The 16,898-nt window shown below is 45.1% G+C and carries 14 protein-coding genes; 3 read left to right on the forward strand and 11 right to left on the reverse strand.

What is annotated here, in order from left to right; translation table 11 throughout:
• Positions 1-137: 137 nt before the first annotated feature.
• Positions 138-683 (forward strand): GNAT family N-acetyltransferase, encoded by a 546-nt coding sequence (locus AB4185_RS10450; RefSeq protein ID WP_017060225.1) that lies wholly within the window; start codon positions 138-140, stop codon positions 681-683.
• A 111-nt stretch (positions 684-794) separates the two neighbouring features.
• Here AB4185_RS10450 and AB4185_RS10455 read toward each other — a convergent pair whose 3' ends face one another.
• From AB4185_RS10455 to hinT, 7 genes are all read right to left on the reverse strand, one after another.
• Positions 795-2,084 (reverse strand): NAD(P)/FAD-dependent oxidoreductase, encoded by a 1,290-nt coding sequence (locus AB4185_RS10455; protein WP_009847154.1) that lies wholly within the window; start codon positions 2,082-2,084, stop codon positions 795-797.
• A 512-nt stretch (positions 2,085-2,596) separates the two neighbouring features.
• Positions 2,597-3,136, reverse strand: coding sequence for an alpha/beta hydrolase YcfP (ycfP, locus tag AB4185_RS10460; RefSeq protein WP_009847155.1), 540 nt, complete (start codon positions 3,134-3,136; stop codon positions 2,597-2,599).
• Between the two features lie 108 nt (positions 3,137-3,244).
• A complete protein-coding gene (locus tag AB4185_RS10465) occupies positions 3,245-4,099 on the reverse strand; it encodes a phosphotransferase (protein ID WP_017060224.1) in 855 nt (284 codons plus the stop codon).
• Positions 4,100-4,304: 205 nt separating this feature from the next.
• Positions 4,305-4,895: a penicillin-binding protein activator LpoB gene (gene lpoB / locus AB4185_RS10470; protein WP_004736264.1), complete on the reverse strand. Its 591-nt coding sequence runs from the start codon at positions 4,893-4,895 to the stop codon at positions 4,305-4,307.
• Between the two features lie 86 nt (positions 4,896-4,981).
• The gene (locus AB4185_RS10475; protein WP_017060222.1) at positions 4,982-5,365 is read right to left on the reverse strand and encodes a YcfL family protein; all 384 of its coding nucleotides are present in this window, start codon (positions 5,363-5,365) and stop codon (positions 4,982-4,984) included.
• Entirely contained in the window at positions 5,365-6,756 is a 1,392-nt protein-coding gene (locus AB4185_RS10480) for a COG3014 family protein (protein ID WP_108121520.1), read from the reverse strand. The genes AB4185_RS10475 and AB4185_RS10480 overlap by 1 nt, the downstream gene beginning before the upstream one ends.
• A gap of 296 nt (positions 6,757-7,052) precedes the next feature.
• The gene (hinT, locus tag AB4185_RS10485; RefSeq protein WP_017065295.1) at positions 7,053-7,403 is read right to left on the reverse strand and encodes a purine nucleoside phosphoramidase; all 351 of its coding nucleotides are present in this window, start codon (positions 7,401-7,403) and stop codon (positions 7,053-7,055) included.
• A 277-nt stretch (positions 7,404-7,680) separates the two neighbouring features.
• Here hinT and AB4185_RS10490 point away from each other — a divergent pair, with 277 nt between their 5' ends.
• Together AB4185_RS10490 and AB4185_RS10495 are read left to right on the forward strand one after the other, a co-directional pair.
• The gene (locus AB4185_RS10490) at positions 7,681-9,672 is read left to right on the forward strand and encodes a methyl-accepting chemotaxis protein (RefSeq protein WP_372135426.1); all 1,992 of its coding nucleotides are present in this window, start codon (positions 7,681-7,683) and stop codon (positions 9,670-9,672) included.
• A gap of 197 nt (positions 9,673-9,869) precedes the next feature.
• A complete protein-coding gene (locus AB4185_RS10495; RefSeq protein ID WP_019822442.1) occupies positions 9,870-11,036 on the forward strand; it encodes a DUF1887 family protein in 1,167 nt (388 codons plus the stop codon).
• Between the two features lie 213 nt (positions 11,037-11,249).
• Here the strand turns inward: AB4185_RS10495 and udp are convergent, their stop codons facing one another.
• The 4 genes from udp to AB4185_RS10515 form a co-directional block, all read right to left on the reverse strand.
• Positions 11,250-12,008, reverse strand: a complete 759-nt coding sequence (udp, locus tag AB4185_RS10500) for a uridine phosphorylase (RefSeq protein WP_017065292.1) — start codon at positions 12,006-12,008, stop codon at positions 11,250-11,252.
• Positions 12,009-12,290: 282 nt separating this feature from the next.
• A complete protein-coding gene (locus tag AB4185_RS10505) occupies positions 12,291-14,648 on the reverse strand; it encodes a zinc/cadmium/mercury/lead-transporting ATPase (protein ID WP_372102291.1) in 2,358 nt (785 codons plus the stop codon).
• 153 nt (positions 14,649-14,801) lie between these two features.
• On the reverse strand, positions 14,802-16,265 hold the full coding sequence (locus tag AB4185_RS10510) for an MATE family efflux transporter (RefSeq protein ID WP_372102292.1): 1,464 nt from the start codon (positions 16,263-16,265) through the stop codon (positions 14,802-14,804).
• A 179-nt stretch (positions 16,266-16,444) separates the two neighbouring features.
• Positions 16,445-16,861, reverse strand: a complete 417-nt coding sequence (locus tag AB4185_RS10515; RefSeq protein ID WP_017060213.1) for a CBS domain-containing protein — start codon at positions 16,859-16,861, stop codon at positions 16,445-16,447.
• Positions 16,862-16,898 lie beyond the last annotated feature (37 nt).

Genomic DNA, 16,898 nt, shown 5'->3' on the forward strand with positions numbered 1-16,898 from the left:
ATTACTTGCCGATTCGGCTATAATTATATAAATAATTCAATCCGCCCTCCTAGTGAGGGCGTTTTATTAAGTGCTATCTATCTTTATTCTGTACTGACTCTCTTTGCTCAGTACTTACACGTTACTTGGTACGCTCTATGAGCCCTGAATTTCAGATCAACACACAAAATCTTAGCCTTAAAATCATTGAGGCCTCAGATGCTCAAGAATTTTCTCAGCTGGTTAAGTCCTCCCCTAGCTTGCTGCCATGGGTCGACTGGTGTCATAAAGAGTTTTCTATCGTCGAGGCCGAGAAATTTATTCTGGCAACTCGCCTGAACTGGGTGAAAGCCGATGCGTTTGGCTTTGGCATCTTTGAACGAAAAAGCGATAAGTTAGTCGGTATGGTTGCCATTAATGAGCTTTACCACACCTTTAATATGGCGAGTTTAGGTTATTGGGTCGGTGATGACTTTCAAAGGAGAGGGATCGCCAAAGAAGCGATGTTCGCCCTATTTGAATTTTGTTTCGCGCAACTCAAGTTAACGCGTTTGGAGATTGTCTGCGATACCGAGAACCTACCCAGCCAAAAGTTGATCGAGAAGTGTGGCGCTGAGCGAGAAACCATTGCCCAGAATCGATTTCTGTTTAACGGTAAGCCGAAAGATGGCGTGGTTTATTCTGTGCTACCTCCAACGTCTTAACAGCAGAAATGAGTTCAACACCTGCGATAATCCATAATCGACACGATCAAAAAAGAGCTCCGAAGAGCTCTTTTTTATTATCAGCGTAATGCTCTGAGAAGGCTTACCTGATTAGTGAAGCTTTAGGTTTGGACGAAGTACACGGTTAATACGACCAACCAGCATCATCAGTGATGTTTTGATTAAGCCGTGAAGCGCCATCTGGTGCATGCGGTACAAAGAGATGTAAACCACACGAGCAATACGACCTTCGACCATCATCGAGCCTTTCGTCAGGTTACCCATCAAACTACCTACCGTAGAGAAACGGCTAAGTGAAACTAGCGAGCCTTTGTCTTTGTAGATGTAGTCTTTCAGGTCACGACCGTTCAACTTAGCAATGATGTTGCTGAATGCACAGCTTGCCATTTGGTGAGCCGCTTGTGCACGTGGCGGAACGAATGAACCGTCTGCTTGTGTACATTGCGCCAAGTCACCGATTGCAAAGATGTTGTCATCCAGTGTTGTTTGCAGCGTGTTCTTCACAACCAACTGGTTGATACGGTTGGTTTCAAGACCACCGATATCTTTCATGAAATCTGGTGCTTTGATACCTGCTGCCCATACCATGATTTGAGCTGGGATCTTGTCACCATCTTTGGTTGTTAGGCCGTCAGAATCCGCCTGAGTCACCATCGTATTCGTACGAACGTTCACACCAAGCTTGGTTAGCTCAGAGTGTGCTGCACTTGAAATACGAGGAGGTAGAGCTGGAAGAATACGCTCACCCGCTTCAACTAGGTTTACGTTCAGCTTGCTTGAATCTAGGTCGCCGAAGCCGTAAGTACGAAGTTCTTTAACGGCGTTGTGTAGCTCTGCAGAAAGCTCTACACCAGTTGCACCAGCACCAACAATCGCGATGTCTACCGTGCCTTGTCCGTTCTTAGCGTGAAGCTTTAAGAACTGATTGTTCATTTCTGTACGGAAACGGTGTGCTTGCTCTGGGCTATCAAGGAAAATACAGTTGTCACGAACGCCTGGAGTGTTGAAGTCGTTTGACGTTGAGCCTAGCGCCATCACTAGAATATCGTATTCAAGTTCACGGCTTGGCATCAGCAGTTCACCGTGCTCGTCTGTAAGCTCGCTTAGTGCAATCACTTTACGCTCACGATCGATGTCGTTCAGGCTGCCCATTTGGAAATCGAAGTAATGGTTTTTTGCGTGCGCACGGTAGCTTAATGCATCAACACCTTCATCCAGTGAGCCCGTTGCTACTTCATGAAGTAATGGTTTCCATAGGTGGCTTGCTTTACGGTCTACCAGAGTAATCTGGGCACGTTTCTTACGACCTAAAGTGCGGCCTAGCTTAGTTGCTAGTTCTAAACCACCAGCACCGCCGCCTACTACGATAATTTTTGTCACAATGACAATCCTCTACAAAATGAATAAATGGGGTTCGGCTCGATTACTCCAACCGATAAATTCTATGTATCTACTCGGCCTTGAATGCGAAGGCTGTTACAAATTGGGTTACCGCGAAAAAGAATAACGACAGCTCACCGAGTAGTTAGAGGGGTTACAAACAACAAATAATGGTTTGTTGCTTTGCTCACGTGGATATAAAAGGTGACTACCTGAGAGGCAGAACACAAATTATGGGCAAGTTTTTTCACTCGCTCTCAATTTTTTTTGATATTTGTCAAAATATTTTGCTTGGGAACATTATATATAGCAAAAAGATGACCGCAACAAAAAAATCCTTACCCTCAATGAGGATTCGCGACTAATTAGTTAACGTTTGCGCAAACTGATCTATAAATGCACAAACCGACCGATAAAACATATACAACTACTTTATCAATACCAGTCTCTAAGATTCAGATGTGAAAAAGCAGCACTCATTGAGCACTGCTTTTATAAAACATCTGGATTGATTAAGCGTTTTTGAACGCTTTCATTGCTTGAAGATGTTGAGAGATCTTTTTGAATTTATGACTCTCTTTCTCATCCCAGATTACATCATAGTAATCTTCTAGCGCGGCAGCTGTTTTGGTATTGTCGTGAATTTCATCTTCACGAGAAAGCACCACTAAACAGCGTCCTTTGTTTTTCATACGGTACTGAGCAACACATTTAGTTGCGATGTCTTCGTACTCTTCTGGACGGTCAATTCGACCTACCATGTTGTTCTCAGGGTGCAGATTAGGGTTGAACACCACCTGCTTAATCCCACATAAGAAACCAATACGCTCAGACCAAAAACCACCTAAACCTACACCACAAATAATGGGATGCGGATCATCGGATTGCTCTATCACCTTATGCACTTCTTTTAGCAGATGCTGCATATCGTGTTTTGGATGCAAAGTACTGTAGTTGATGAAACGAACGTCATCATCAATGAATTGCAACTGCAGTATTTTTTCGTGATTGCCCGGGCTTGTTGAGTCGAAGCCATGTAGATAGATAATCATTGTACCTCCCCCGTTGAATATTGGTACGTTTTGATCAATCTAACACGAAAAACAAGGTTTTAAAGGTAACAGCTGAGAAATTATATTTTTCACTTCCTAAACGTGATCCTAGCTACATAAAGTGTGACTCAGAGCCTCCGCTTCACGCAGATAACTTTCATCGCCCCAAAGCTGATGAGCAAGTAAATACCATAGCATCGCCATCATCTGGCTTCTTGGTAACCATGCTTCTACACCATCAAGCCAAGGCTGAACATCATGGATTCCTCGCAGCTGACAGTACTTCTCAACCGCTTCTGTGACTGGCGCGCCAGCAACCGCAATGGTTAATGTCAAATCGAGCCTAGGGTCTGCGAGCGCAGCGTATTCCCAATCAATAATCTTAATGCAGTCACTGTTTCTCACTAGGTTATAACCACCTAAGTCAAAATGGCACAAAGACAGGTCAACATTGGTAATACTCGGAGCCACGCGCCACTCTTGATAAATCTTAGTGCAGGCTTCAGTCTTATGAATCGCATCAAGCTGCAGCCAGTAATGGTCGACTCGCGCCGTGAAACTGAATGGTTGCAGTGGTAATCGCGCAGTATTAACCAGATGAACAGAGATCAGCGTTTTCAACAGGTCATCGAGTTCTAGATCTTCGTAAAGTGTCTCACCCGCAATCCACTCAACCAGTAACCCCTGCTCATTCACTACCATTGGGCTTGGCCCGATACCGAGTCGCTCAATGGCAGACAGCACTTGGTACTCTTCATGGCGAGAAATGAAGAACGCTTTGGTGATAGGTGTGGTTGGCCGCCAAACATACGCAGTACCATCGGCATCGACCAACTTCCAACATCGATTGGTCAAACCGCCTGTTAATGTCTGTGCTCTAACTGGAGGCTCAGAAAAGTAACCGTCAAGCGAACTCAAACTGGTATCAAGAAGCTTAGCCTCAGACCAAGAAAAAATTGCCATATTTACTCCCTATAAACGTCTTAACTGCCCTATAAACGTCTTCATTTCCCTACAAAAAAGACACTGACCAAAAGCCAGTGTCTCTTCATAAACAGCACATCATGCACTGCATTGGCGTGTGACCAAGCTATGTGTGGCCAAGCTATACGCTGCCAAGACTAGACGCTGTCAAAACTGGCTGCGTTTAGTTGGCAAGTAAGCGAAATTAAAGGCCTAGTAGGCTCTTAGATTGTTGCTTACGGATTTCAGTCTCGTCAGCCCATTCAATCAAGCCAGACTCAAGATCCATTAGACGCATCGTCATTTTGTAGTAAACGTCTTCGTCGCTACCGTCTTTCTTAACGATGCTTGATAGGTTGCCGTACAGCATGTATTGAGCACCGACCATTTTACCGAATTGAATTGCTGAGCTTTGATTTACAAGCTCATCATTGTTTTGGAAGTTCAATTGGTCACGAACAGACTCTACACGGTCCATATCAACGAAACGGAACTTACCAGAATTCAGCATTTTAGTACTGATAGTGTCAGTGATTGACTCAGTATCGATGTGCTCACTTGTCTTGTTCTTGATTCGCTCTACGAACACGATTGGACGTTGCTCTCGAGTAATGTAAGACACTGAACCAGACGCCATCATGCTATCGACCATTTCACCCGCAATCGTTTGAAGGTCAGTTGAACCGAAATCGATTGTCGTGGTTTCTACTGCTTGTGCATCACCGTAGCTTACCTTGTTTGAACAACCGCCTAAAATAACCGCTAAACCTAGTAGCGCAACGACACTCTTTTTCATTTTGTTTCCTCAACTTATCACTGAGCGGGGTTACCCACACTCTTAAATTCTTGTATTTACGAATCATTAGACCCGTTTTATCAGACTTACTGCTCTCGGAACTGGACTCTGAACTGAGTTGCTTTCGGGTTTACCGACACTTCCGACAACGAAATGCTTTCAAAACCACGAACAATGGCTTGCTTCCAAGGGCCTTGTTTTAGATTGACCTCAAGCCCGGCATCGTCGTACCAGTAAAAACGATAAAGGATATGTTGATCGCCTTTATAGTTACTGTTTAAACGAACGATTCCGCGCGTATGACCGTCGACCAGATCGGTACGGATATCTTCAACCTGTAAACGGCTGCCCAATACCTTGTCACCAAAGAAAACGTTCTGAGTCAGACTATCAACCCTTACGCCAGCTGTATTATCAGCACAACCAGCCAGAGCCATAACCGCTGCTAAACTCACTAACCACTTTTTCATTACAGCCTCCCTAGCTGTTTATGCCACATTGTTGCGTTGTTACCTTGTCGAGAAATCCACACCAAAGTGGTCTGCCCTTCTCGGATATCAAAGTCATACGTTTTAGCGCCCGCTTCTAGCGTATATTGACCGCTGTTTGCTACGAACGTGCTGCTCTTAATCTCAGCCGGTAGAGATTGCCAACTGCGAGTATCTGGTTGTTCGGTGAATGTATTCCACACATTGAACAAGATATTGCCGACATCGTTGCCTTTGGTTGCTTCTTTACGAATGCGATCTTTCGCGACTACACGTAGCGCTTGGCGAATAACAATGCTCGTCATACGTTCAGATAAATCATTCTGAGCCATCGCGTTTACATCCGTGATCAGGTGTTCTTGTAAAGGTTGTCCGCTGATTCGCAAGGCAGAAAAACGCTCTACGTTTTGACTCGGGTAATAGGGCAGCGCAAGAGAGTATATTGCCCCCTGATCGCGACTGTCATAAACAGGTAAATCTAGTCGCCAACTGTCCATAGCTTGTACAGCGCTCTGCTCTTGAAGAACAATCACTCGCCCTTCACCTGTACTAAGTTTAGAAGACTGCTTATAGCGTTTTTCTAATGTCGCTAAATCTTGTCGCATCCCTAAACGTGCGGCAGTTGCCATCGTTCTGTCGATGATTTCTTGGTTATCTGGCATCACAGCCAAAGCACGACGATAGTCAACATAGGCACTGTTTAAATCATTTGAAGCTTCATAAAGCAGACCAGACAAGAACATCAGATACGCATTCTGTACTGACTGCAGCTTTTTACCCGCATCAGGGTAATTAGCAAGGATGCTACCCACATTGGCAGACAACCCCTGCTTCTTCGCATCGCTGGCTGCACGGTCTAACTCAGCTTCACGTTGCTTCTTTGCTTGTTCTTGAACTTGGTTGGCGCGACGCATTTCAATCACCGCACCTTCTAAATCGTTTTTCTTGAGATAATTTAAACCGAGATACAGATGAAGAAACCCCAGTTCATAATCGGCTGGCACATACTCGGTAATATTATCATTCACCGCCAACGCACCCACGCTGGTCGCACTGTCTGAAATCGAGATAACGGCTTTTCTTTGCTGCTCAGTTACCGCCTGATCCGCCACTTCAAACGAAGACTTACTCTCTGGGTATTGCTGATCCAGAAGGTTAATTCTACCTCTTTCAAAGTTATCAAGGATGTCACCCGCAGCGTAATCTGGTAGCTCTTGTTGAGCCTCTGAATAATCTCCAGATTTAACGGCTTGGTAGATCTCTTTGTTTTGCGCGCTGTAATGACTGAACAGGTTTCCTGCAGACATACTTGCACAGCCCACAGTCAACGCCGATAACAGGGCAATGGAAGCGAATCTAAACTGTTGCTTCACTTATCGTCTCCGTGCATGTTTAAAATGCCAACTTTGTTAGGGTCTGTTGACCTTTAATGGTCTCATTATCAAAACGAAACGCGTTGTAAAAAGGATCTCAAGCCAGTTGAAACCCTACTGATTTAGCCTCTGCCTAGGCGATGCCGATATTCAGACAACAGATAGAACTTAAAGTTGGCATACAAACTACAAATTTTCCAACTAACTACTTGTGTTAACCCACTAATGAGCGCGTTTAAACTAGCTCATTAGCTTTCATTAACTCGTTAGCTTTTCATTAGCTCATTAACTTTTTATTAGCTCATTAATAGGGGGCCAAGTGGACGGCCGCCAACCAAGTGCATGTGAATATGATAAACCTCTTGGCCACCGTGAGAGTTACAGTTCACGATAAGACGATAGCCATCTTCTGCAATGCCCTCTTCTTTTGCTAACTTGCGAGCAACAGTAAACATGCGCCCCATCATCGCTTCATCTTCGACTTCAACATCGTTGGTTGTCGGAATCAGCTTGTTTGGGATGATTAGGATATGGCTTGGCGCGCGAGGGTTAATATCGCGAAATGCGGTTACTAAATCGTCTTGGTATAGTAGATCTGCTGGGATTTCTTTGTTGATGATCTTAGTAAAAATGGTTTCTTCAGCCATGTTTCTCTCCGATAAAACATTTATTTTTTAATGCTTTGAGTATGCGCTATGCCGCATCAAACCACAATAAATCTGCTTTAAAGCATAATAAAAAACACCGTTCAAATCAAAGAAAACGAGCCTTAGCTCTCAAGAATGGCATGTTGGTTATAACTGAGCGCTATTTTTGACGTGTGCGTCATAAAATGCGTAAGCCGAGCTCAATAGAATGCTGATAATTTTGTTAGTTTTACTTTGACCTGACATTAGGTCTGAATTTTTATTTAGGGAGAAAGCCATGAAGGGATCTGTGATCAAGCGTATGTACGCTGGTTTCGCACTGATCATCATCATGTTCGCAGTCACGATAACCATCATGATGAACAGCATGAATCAGATACACAGCAATTTTGAGAGTGTCTCAGAAACCTCATTACCACTTGTCGCGCTTTCAAATCAAACAAGTGTTCAATTGCTTTCTGCTGATAAGTCATTCAAAGATTTCTTAACCACACAAAACGCTGAACGCATGTCCGCAATGCGTACAGAATTTGCTGCATCACAAAACTCTTTTTCTGAAGTTCTAAGCAATCTAGAAGCGGCAAGCCAGAACGACTCAACACTCATCGAACGAATTGCACAATTACGAGCGATGGAAGAACGCTACTTTACAGAAGCAGACGAAGCGATGAACAACTACGTCGCGATGTTCGAAGCACAAGAACAAGTGCAAAAAGCCTCTCGTGACTTCCAACGCTTACATTCAGAATTAACCGTTGGCATGAAAGAGTACGTTGCCGACCAAAAAAGCATCTCTGTTAAAGTGATGGCAAAGAGCTACTTCATTAAACTGCAAGACGCAGAGGTCATCACCTCTGATGCACTAGCTAGCTCTGATGTTGCCTTCGTTCAGAAAGCCGTTAACCAAAATAAAAAGGCCGTTACTCACCTTAACTATGCTTATCGCGGTCTATCAACACAACTACCAGCACTTAAAAATGTCTTCGATGAGTCGGTTCAGAAGTTCACCAAAGACGTTGGTCAGAAAGGTGGCGTACTAGACAAACACAACAACTACCTACAAGCCAAGCAAGCGCTGTACGTGAACATCGCCAACCTAGCTGTAGAAGTTGACCAAGCAATGGCTGTTTTGGACTCGTTCAACGTAACTGCTGAAGAGCAACTCAACTCATCACTAGCAGACGCAAGCAGCATCTACGACAAAGGCCTATTCAACGCGATTGCAATTGGCATTGTTGTAACCGTGTTCGCAGCTGCAATTGGTTACCACATTGCACATAGCGTACGAGAGCCATTAACTCGCATCCTCGGTACGTTAGAAGGTCTAACCGAAGGCGATATGACTCAGCGTATCGATATTCGCTACGACAACGAATTCAGCCGCGTGAGCCGTCACATCAACACCTTGGCTGACAACCTACACAACATCCTTGTGAAGCTGAATGACGCTTCAGATGACTTAACTAAGACTGCAAGCGTCAACCAGAAGACGTCATCTGAAACGCAGGCTCAATTGAACAGCCAACGTGAGCAAACCGCGACTGTTGCGACCGCAATGACAGAGATGTCTCATTCTGTACAAGAAGTGGCGAACAGCGCGCAAAGCTCACTCACCATGGTTCAACAAGTAGAATCGGCTTCTGAGTCTGGTCGTCAGATCATGAACACCAACATCAGCACCATTAATCAGCTTGAAGTTCGCCTTACTGAATCAGTGGGCGCTGTAGGCGAGCTACAACAGATGAGTAGCCAGATTGGTTCAATCCTTGACGTTATTAGTGGTATTGCTGAACAGACCAACCTACTTGCACTTAACGCGGCAATCGAAGCAGCGCGTGCTGGTGAACAAGGCCGTGGGTTTGCAGTCGTTGCCGATGAAGTACGAGTGCTAGCGCAAAAGACCACTCAATCGACCTCTGAAATCGAGACCATGATCAGTAACCTGCAATCAAGCTCGAAAACAGCAAGCAACGTTATTGAAAGCTGTATGAGCGATATGGACATGTCGGTTCAACAAGCTTCAAGTGCAAACAGTGCGATGGAAGAGATCCAAGCCTTGATTCTAGAGATCAGCCACATGAGTACACACATCTCTCAAGCAGCCGCTGAGCAGAGTGAAACGTCTGGTGATATTGCACGCAACATCGAAGACATCAACCATATCGCAGATAAGAGTTACCAAGCGATGTCTTCAATTGCAGAAGCCAGCCAAAACCTAACAATTTTGGCGAATCAGCAAGGTGATTTAGTACATCAATTCAAACTATAGATAAATGAAGAATCGATAGATATTTAGTGAGATTGTTGAGACTTCTTACCCAATAGTGGTAACTAATTGAGCTAGGGCAACTTTTATCAAGGGTTGCCCTTGTTTTTTATGAGCTTTGTCATTATATGATTATTAAGGCTTGCTGCTTCCCGTTTTTTCTTTCACCTTTATGAGCGAGCCGCTATTAAGGAATTTATATGGCTGTTCATGTTGGCATTATCGATCAAGACCCCATTCGCTTGCTCACCCCATTACTTGATAACCGAACGGTCAGCACCCACATCGTGTTTATCGGCGACAAGAATCAAGTCAGTATGTACAAACGTTTAGACAGCGTTTTGCATAAGCGCGACATTACGAGTGAGTTTTTCGAAATTCCGACCATCGTAAATACGTCCGTCATTAAAGAATCTATCCAAACCCTTGCCGAAGACCTCAAAGCACGCGGTCAAGAAGTGAAGCTCAACGCAAGTTGTGGCCTTCGTCACCGCCTACTTTCTGTGTACGAAGTATTCCGTACTTACCACTGGCCAATCTTCGTGGTTGAACCAAACAGTGACAAGCTGTGTTGGTTGTACCCAAATGGTAAAGAAGATGCACAAGTTCAAGACCGCATCACCATCGACGACTACCTGACTGTGTTCGGTGCTCGCGGTGAATTCAGCGATGTTCAGCTGTCTCCGCAACTGGATCAGAAACTTTATGAACTGGGTGAACGTTGGGCTAGTAACGCACTCGAACTAGGCCCTGGCCTTGCGACATTGAACTACCTAGCAACGACCTGCCGTAAAGAACAAAAACTTGATGTAGGGCTATCTGAGAAGCAACAAGGCTATCGAGAGCTCAACATGCTGCTGAGCGATTTGGTTGAAGCTAAGATTGCGACTTACGACAACGGTATTTTGACCTTTGCCAATGAAGACGCACGACGCTTCTCAAACGGTGAATGGCTTGAAACATTGGTTCACAGCACAGTTAAGCAGATCCAAGATGACATGCCGACCATTCAAGACCGTTCTTTGAATGTTCAGGTATACCGTCAACTGGGTGAACGTGAGGTTCGTAACGAGCTTGATGTTGCCTCTGTGGTGAACAATAAGCTGCACATCATCGAATGTAAGACCAAAGGCATGCGTGATGATGGTGATGACACCTTGTACAAACTGGAATCGCTTAGAGACCTGCTAGGTGGCCTACAAGCACGTGCAATGTTAGTGAGCTTCCGCCCTCTTCGCCATAACGACATCACACGAGCTGAAGATCTTGGCCTTGCATTGATTGGCCCTGACGAATTGAAAGATCTTAAAACACACCTAACGGCATGGTTTACAGCTGCGGGTGGCAATGAAGATCTAGAGTACTAAAAACCAATAAGCTCATGAGAGCTCAATGCTCTTAAGCAGATTGTTAAAAAGGCGAATGACGATTAAGTCACTCGCCTTTTTTGTTGTCTGTTTTCTCTATTGATTACTTTCAGACGGCACAAAAAAATGGCCGCATCATACGATGCGGCCATTTTCAAAATTTAATGTCACTTGAAGACTTAATGCTCTCTAAAACTCAGAGCACTTTAAGACTTAAAGCATTTTACGAGCGGCTTCTACAACCACTTTGATTGAACGTGCTTCTGTTACTTTTAGAGTGTCGTGATCAGGCGTCTCTTTTTGAGTACGGTTGATGATTACACCAGCAACACAACCTGCTTTCAGACCAGAACTTGCACACATAGTTAGCAGTGTTGCAGATTCCATCTCGAAGTTTAGAACGCCCATGTCTTGCCATTCTTGCATAGAGCCTTGGAAGCGCTTAACAACGCGACCAGAGAACGTGTCGTAACGCTCTTGACCTGGGTAGAACGTATCGCTTGATGCCGTTACGCCCATGTGAACTGTTGCACCTGATTCATCAACTGCCGCTTTCATTGCTGTTGCAACTTCAAAGTCAGCCACTGCTGGGAACTCCATAGGAGCAAAGTGTAGGCTAGCGCCGTCTAGACGAACAGAACCTGTAGAAACAATCATGTCACCCACGTTTACGTGAGGTTGGATAGCACCAGTCGTACCAACACGTAGGAAAGTGCGAACACCAAGTTGAGCAAGCTCTTCAACTGCGATAGAAGTCGATGGACCACCAATACCTGTTGAACATACAACAACTGGTTTGCCGTCTAGCTCTGCGCGGTAAAGCGTGTATTCACGGTGACTAGCAAGGAATACTGGGTTCTCCATCTCTTCTGCAATTTTTTGCACACGAGCAGGATCACCAGGGATGATCGCAAGAGTAGCACCGTTAAGATCTGCTTCAGTAACACCTAAGTGGAAAACAGCTTGAGACATAGTTCGCTCCTTTTGGCTTATTGGGCTTTTTACCCTTATTTAAGCTCATAGTAAATTCGTGGGGTACGAACACACTCTAACCAAGCTCATTACAAAATGAAGTGACACATGTCACATGAATGATCGCAACAATAATTCAAGTTTCACAAAAAACCGATTGGCATCACAAAAATAAGCAATCCGCACGCCTATGTTGCATACTAATGAGACAAAAAGCGCCTTTAACGTATTACCGCTAAAGGCGCTTTTATATTAAGAATGCTCTATGTCGATGAGCTCGATTTAGTCCGCTTTAGATTTAAATCGAAGCAGACGCAATGCGTTCAATGTCACCAATGCAGTTGCACCACTATCCGCTAAAACTGCCACCCACAAACCGGTAATACCTAACAAGCTTGTCACCAAGAATACGACCTTCAAACCAAGCGCAAGGGCTACGTTTTGACGGATGTTGTTCATGGTCGCTTGCGACAGTTCAATCATCGCTGGCAGCTCAGTTAAACGGTTATGAGTCAGTGCTGAATCCGCCGTTTCCAAAGCGACATCCGTACCACCACCCATTGCGATGCCGACATTCGCCGTTTTCATTGCTGGTGCATCATTAATGCCATCACCGACCATCGCCACGTGCGACTGTTGAGATAACTCCTCAACGTAAGATACCTTGTCGCTTGGCAATAGGCTTGCCTTGTAATGCATACCAATCTTGCTACTGATCGCTGCTGCACTGCGCGGATTATCGCCGGTCAACATGATAGATTGAATACCTAATTCATTAAGTCGTTCAATCGCAAGCTTAGCGTCACTACGTAACGTATCTTGCCAAGCAATCAGACCAATCACCGTCGTAGCTTGCTCTGTTGATTCTTCTTGATCTTTAACCTCAAGAGCAACCACAACCGTCTTGCCCTCACCTTCTAATGCTTCTACCTGAGAAACCACATCGGCACCAAGTTCGAACGTGACTTTAGACGGTGACAGAACCTGATACTTAACACCATCAACATCCCCTTCAACACCACTACCAATCAACGCTTTCTTGTTGTGTGATTCAGGAATCTCAATATTCAGGTCTTTTACTTTAGCGACAAGTGACTGCGCCAACGGGTGAGTAGAGCCAACTTCAATCGCCCCAACCACACGCAGCATCGCGTCTTGTTGCCACCCCGATAGAGGTTGAATATCCGTAACCTGAGGCTTACCTTCGGTCAGTGTGCCTGTCTTATCGAAGGCGATGGTTTGGATTTTACCAAGCTGCTCTAGCGCTGCGCCGCCTTTAATGAGCGCGCCACGTTTCGCTGCTGCTGCTAAGCCAGAGGTAATCGCTGCAGGAGTCGAGATAACCAAGGCACACGGACAAGCAATCAACAATAGCGCTAGGCCACGGTAAACCCATGTTTCCCATGGCTGCGCAAACAACAATGGTGGTGTGATGATGACCAACAGAGCCACTACCATCATTAACGGTGTGTACCAACGGCTGAACTTATCGAGGAATCGCTCTAGTGGTGCTTTACGAGACTCTGCTTCTTCAATCAGATGAAGAATGCGATCGATCGCGTTCTCACCCTGTTTTGAAGTGATGGTGATACGAACCACTTTATCGACCACCACAGCGCCAGCCATGATGCTGTTACCTTCGATATGTTCAACAGGAACAGATTCACCGGTTAACGCACTTTCATCAAAGCTTGCCGCGTCTGTAATCAATTGTCCGTCAGCAGGTAAACGAGAGCCCGCAGCCACTTCAATCACATCACCTGGAACCAGTTCACTGACGGCAACTTCTACACGTTCGCCGTTGATGATCTTAGTCGCGTTTTCTGGTACCAATGCCATTAGCGCTTGAACGCCACTTCTTGCTCGAGATGAAGCAAACGCTTCTAAGCGCTCACCAATCAAGAACAACAATAGAACCATCGCAGCTTCCACAGTTTCGCCAAGGTACAAAGCACCCAGCGCGGCAACACTCATTAAGGTTTCAATAGCAAATGGTGTTCCTGAGCGTGCCAACTGAACCGCTTTTTTCGCCACCGGATATAAACCAAGCAGACAAGTTACCGTAAACAAGCCTTCACTTAATTGAGGTGAGGTGCTTTTCACAAGCACTGCAAACAGCATTGCCGCTGCAATCGCGATAATCTGTAAATTAGGTTGGATATGAGCTTGCCAAAAAGTCTCAGGTTGTTGTTTTTCTTTCTTTGAACCGACTTCCGTAAGAGGGAAACCCGTTTTGATAGAGACCTGTTCAATGGTGTCAGCAATGCTTTCATTATCGAATTTCACAACCAGCTTTTCGGTAGCAAAGAGAACCTTCGCTTGAATAACACCGTCAATATTGCTGATCGCGTTTTCTATTTTTCTTGCACAAGCTGGGCAGTCCATTCCGGCAACCAGCCAACTTTTCGAAAATTTGGCATCGAGAGATAAAGTTGAGGACTGACTGTCTTCTTCTCCACTGTCCGACGAGCTACAACAATCATCTCCAGACGATGACGGAGCAGCAGAAGAGCTACAACAACCAGATGAAGTGCCTGCTGCTGTGATGCTTGAAATTTTAGGGCTAGAGCAACTTGCTCCTGCCGCTTGAGGTTGAACGTCCACTTTTGCTGAGCGGCACGCTGCATGTTTTGCGCACATAATGTATCTCCTTAATACTCAAAAGCCTTGAGGTTGTTGCTAACTTACGAGCAACAGAACCTTAAGTTCATCAAAAGTATAAACCTTGGAGGCTACTCCAAGGTCAAGAAGAAGTTTTCAAGAAAACAAAAATATTATGCCAGCGCCGATGGCTTACTGAGATTTAAGCTCCGCACACTCTTCACGGTTAGCGGATACATCATCAATAAGAACCGCATCGTGTGAACAGAATGGCTGAGTGTTCAAGCTGACAATCGACACATCATCTTCCACTGGATCAACTTGAGATCCTTGCATCAGTTCAGCGATATGATGTCGAAGCACCAAGATACCTAAAATTCCGAACAAAACATTACCCAAAGCTTGACCATAGAGAACACCCAAAGCGCCATACCATTGCGAACCTAGATATACGAACGGCAGAGTACCTAACGTCGCTTTACCCAAATTCAATGCTGTCGAGTAAAGCGGTTTACCTAGGTTATTAAAAGAGGTGTTGGCAACAAATAGCGCACCGTTAAAGATGAAGGTTAAAGCCACATAGGTACAGAAAGCTGCCACAATAATTGCTGCATCACCTTGTAGACTAAAGCCTTGAATGACATAACCTTGAACGAAGTACAACAGAATACAAACAGCGATGGTGTATGCCGTAGTAACCAGCAATGAGTTATTGAGTGTTTCTTTTACTCGGTCCATGCGTTCAGCACCAAAGTTCTGACCAATGATTGGCCCCACAGCGCCAGACAAGGCAAAGATAACCGCAAAACAAACTGGCGTCAGACGACCTATCACGGCAAAGCCCGCGACAAAATCCTCACCATATTGTGCGATACCCGTTGTTACAATCGCATTACCGATAGGCGTTGCGGTATTGGTGATAATCGCAGGCAGCGCAATCGCCAATATTGGTCGAATATTAATGCGCCATTGCACAAAAGAAGGCGGAGCTACCAGCTGATGGCTGCGAATAAGAGGATAAAGCGAAAAGAATAGCACCGAGAAACGAGCGACAACCGAAGCGATAGCCGCCCCTTCGATGTTCCAACCAAAACCAAAAATAAACAGAGGATCGAGAATCGCGTTAACAATGCCGCCAGACAAAGTTGCCCACATCGAACGCTTAGCATCACCTGCCGCTCTTAAGCCCGCACCCGCTGCCATCGCTAACGCCAAAAATGGACCACTAGGTAGCAAAATCTGTAGGTAAGCTTGAGCGCGTTCGGCTGCAATGCCTTTGGCGCCTATCGCGGCTAGCAGCTCTGGAATATAAGCGAACATGATTGCAGTTATGGTTGAACTGATAACAAACGCAGTCAGCATGATACTGGTGCTTAGGTTTCGAGCGTGCTCTTGATTCTTAGAGCCGATGGCTTTGGACACTAATGCGCCCATGGCAATGGAAGTACCGATAGAAACGGAGGTAGAAAAGAAAGTCAGCGTACCTGCAAAGCCTACCGCAGCAGCCAATTCAACCTGTCCGAGCATACTGATAAACAGCATGTCGAGCAGATCGACCACAAATAACGCCATCAAACCGACAGAGCCAGCCCCCGACATCACCAATATGTGGCGCATCGTTGAACCTTCAACAAACTTTGCCGTTTGATTTGACATGAAACCTCCAAAAGTTGGAATACCCAAGAGCTAAAGCCTAATCAGCTGTTCAACTGTTCAACTGGCTAGGGATCCAAAAAGAAAGGATCGACCAAGAAAAGCGCTATACAGAAAAAAGGCGCTAGTGCGCCTTTTTTCAATTGAGAGTATTGAGAAAAATAATCGTTCTTAACACGCTACTATACCTGATGTTTGAAGCATTCTTCCAAGTTCTTGCCAATTGCTCTCAAAACATCAGTTCTGGTGATAATACCCACCAGTTTTCGATTATCGATCACAGGGTATGCTTTAGGTTTTCCAACCTGCATCATGTCCGCCAATTCAATAATGGATAAGTCAGGTGACACCGACAGCACTTCTTGGTACATACAGTCACCCACAAGGTGTGTGTCTTGGCAGAAGTAACTGACCTTCACAAGTTTCTCGAGTAAATCCTGCTCTGAAAGGAAGCCAATCACTTGTTCGTTATCATCGATTACGGGCCCACCCATATGGTGGCTACGCATCACTTTGTCTAACGCTAGACTTAACGGCATATCAGGAGTAAATGTCACAACCTGCTGCGTCATGTAATCTTTCACTTTAATAGAATGCATTGCGTTCTCCCTAAATACTTTGCGTCATATATTTTCT

The organism is Vibrio sp. 10N.286.48.F5 (assembly GCF_041469785.1).
Taxonomy (GTDB): domain Bacteria; phylum Pseudomonadota; class Gammaproteobacteria; order Enterobacterales; family Vibrionaceae; genus Vibrio; species Vibrio crassostreae_C.

Excerpts from the sequence above, each read along its gene's own strand:
- AB4185_RS10465 (WP_017060224.1), bottom strand. The coding sequence starts at position 4,099 with ATGGCAATTTTTTCTTGGTCTGAGGCTAAGCTTCTTGATACCAGTTTG.
- lpoB (WP_004736264.1), bottom strand. The coding sequence starts at position 4,895 with ATGAAAAAGAGTGTCGTTGCGCTACTAGGTTTAGCGGTTATTTTAGGC.
- AB4185_RS10495 (WP_019822442.1), top strand. The coding sequence starts at position 9,870 with ATGGCTGTTCATGTTGGCATTATCGATCAAGACCCCATTCGCTTGCTC.
- AB4185_RS10475 (WP_017060222.1), bottom strand. The coding sequence starts at position 5,365 with ATGAAAAAGTGGTTAGTGAGTTTAGCAGCGGTTATGGCTCTGGCTGGT.
- AB4185_RS10490 (WP_372135426.1), top strand. The coding sequence starts at position 7,681 with ATGAAGGGATCTGTGATCAAGCGTATGTACGCTGGTTTCGCACTGATC.
- hinT (WP_017065295.1), bottom strand. The coding sequence starts at position 7,403 with ATGGCTGAAGAAACCATTTTTACTAAGATCATCAACAAAGAAATCCCA.
- ycfP (WP_009847155.1), bottom strand. The coding sequence starts at position 3,136 with ATGATTATCTATCTACATGGCTTCGACTCAACAAGCCCGGGCAATCAC.
- AB4185_RS10515 (WP_017060213.1), bottom strand. The coding sequence starts at position 16,861 with ATGCATTCTATTAAAGTGAAAGATTACATGACGCAGCAGGTTGTGACA.
- AB4185_RS10510 (WP_372102292.1), bottom strand. The coding sequence starts at position 16,265 with ATGTCAAATCAAACGGCAAAGTTTGTTGAAGGTTCAACGATGCGCCAC.
- AB4185_RS10450 (WP_017060225.1), top strand. The coding sequence starts at position 138 with ATGAGCCCTGAATTTCAGATCAACACACAAAATCTTAGCCTTAAAATC.
- udp (WP_017065292.1), bottom strand. The coding sequence starts at position 12,008 with ATGTCTCAAGCTGTTTTCCACTTAGGTGTTACTGAAGCAGATCTTAAC.
- AB4185_RS10505 (WP_372102291.1), bottom strand. The coding sequence starts at position 14,648 with ATGTGCGCAAAACATGCAGCGTGCCGCTCAGCAAAAGTGGACGTTCAA.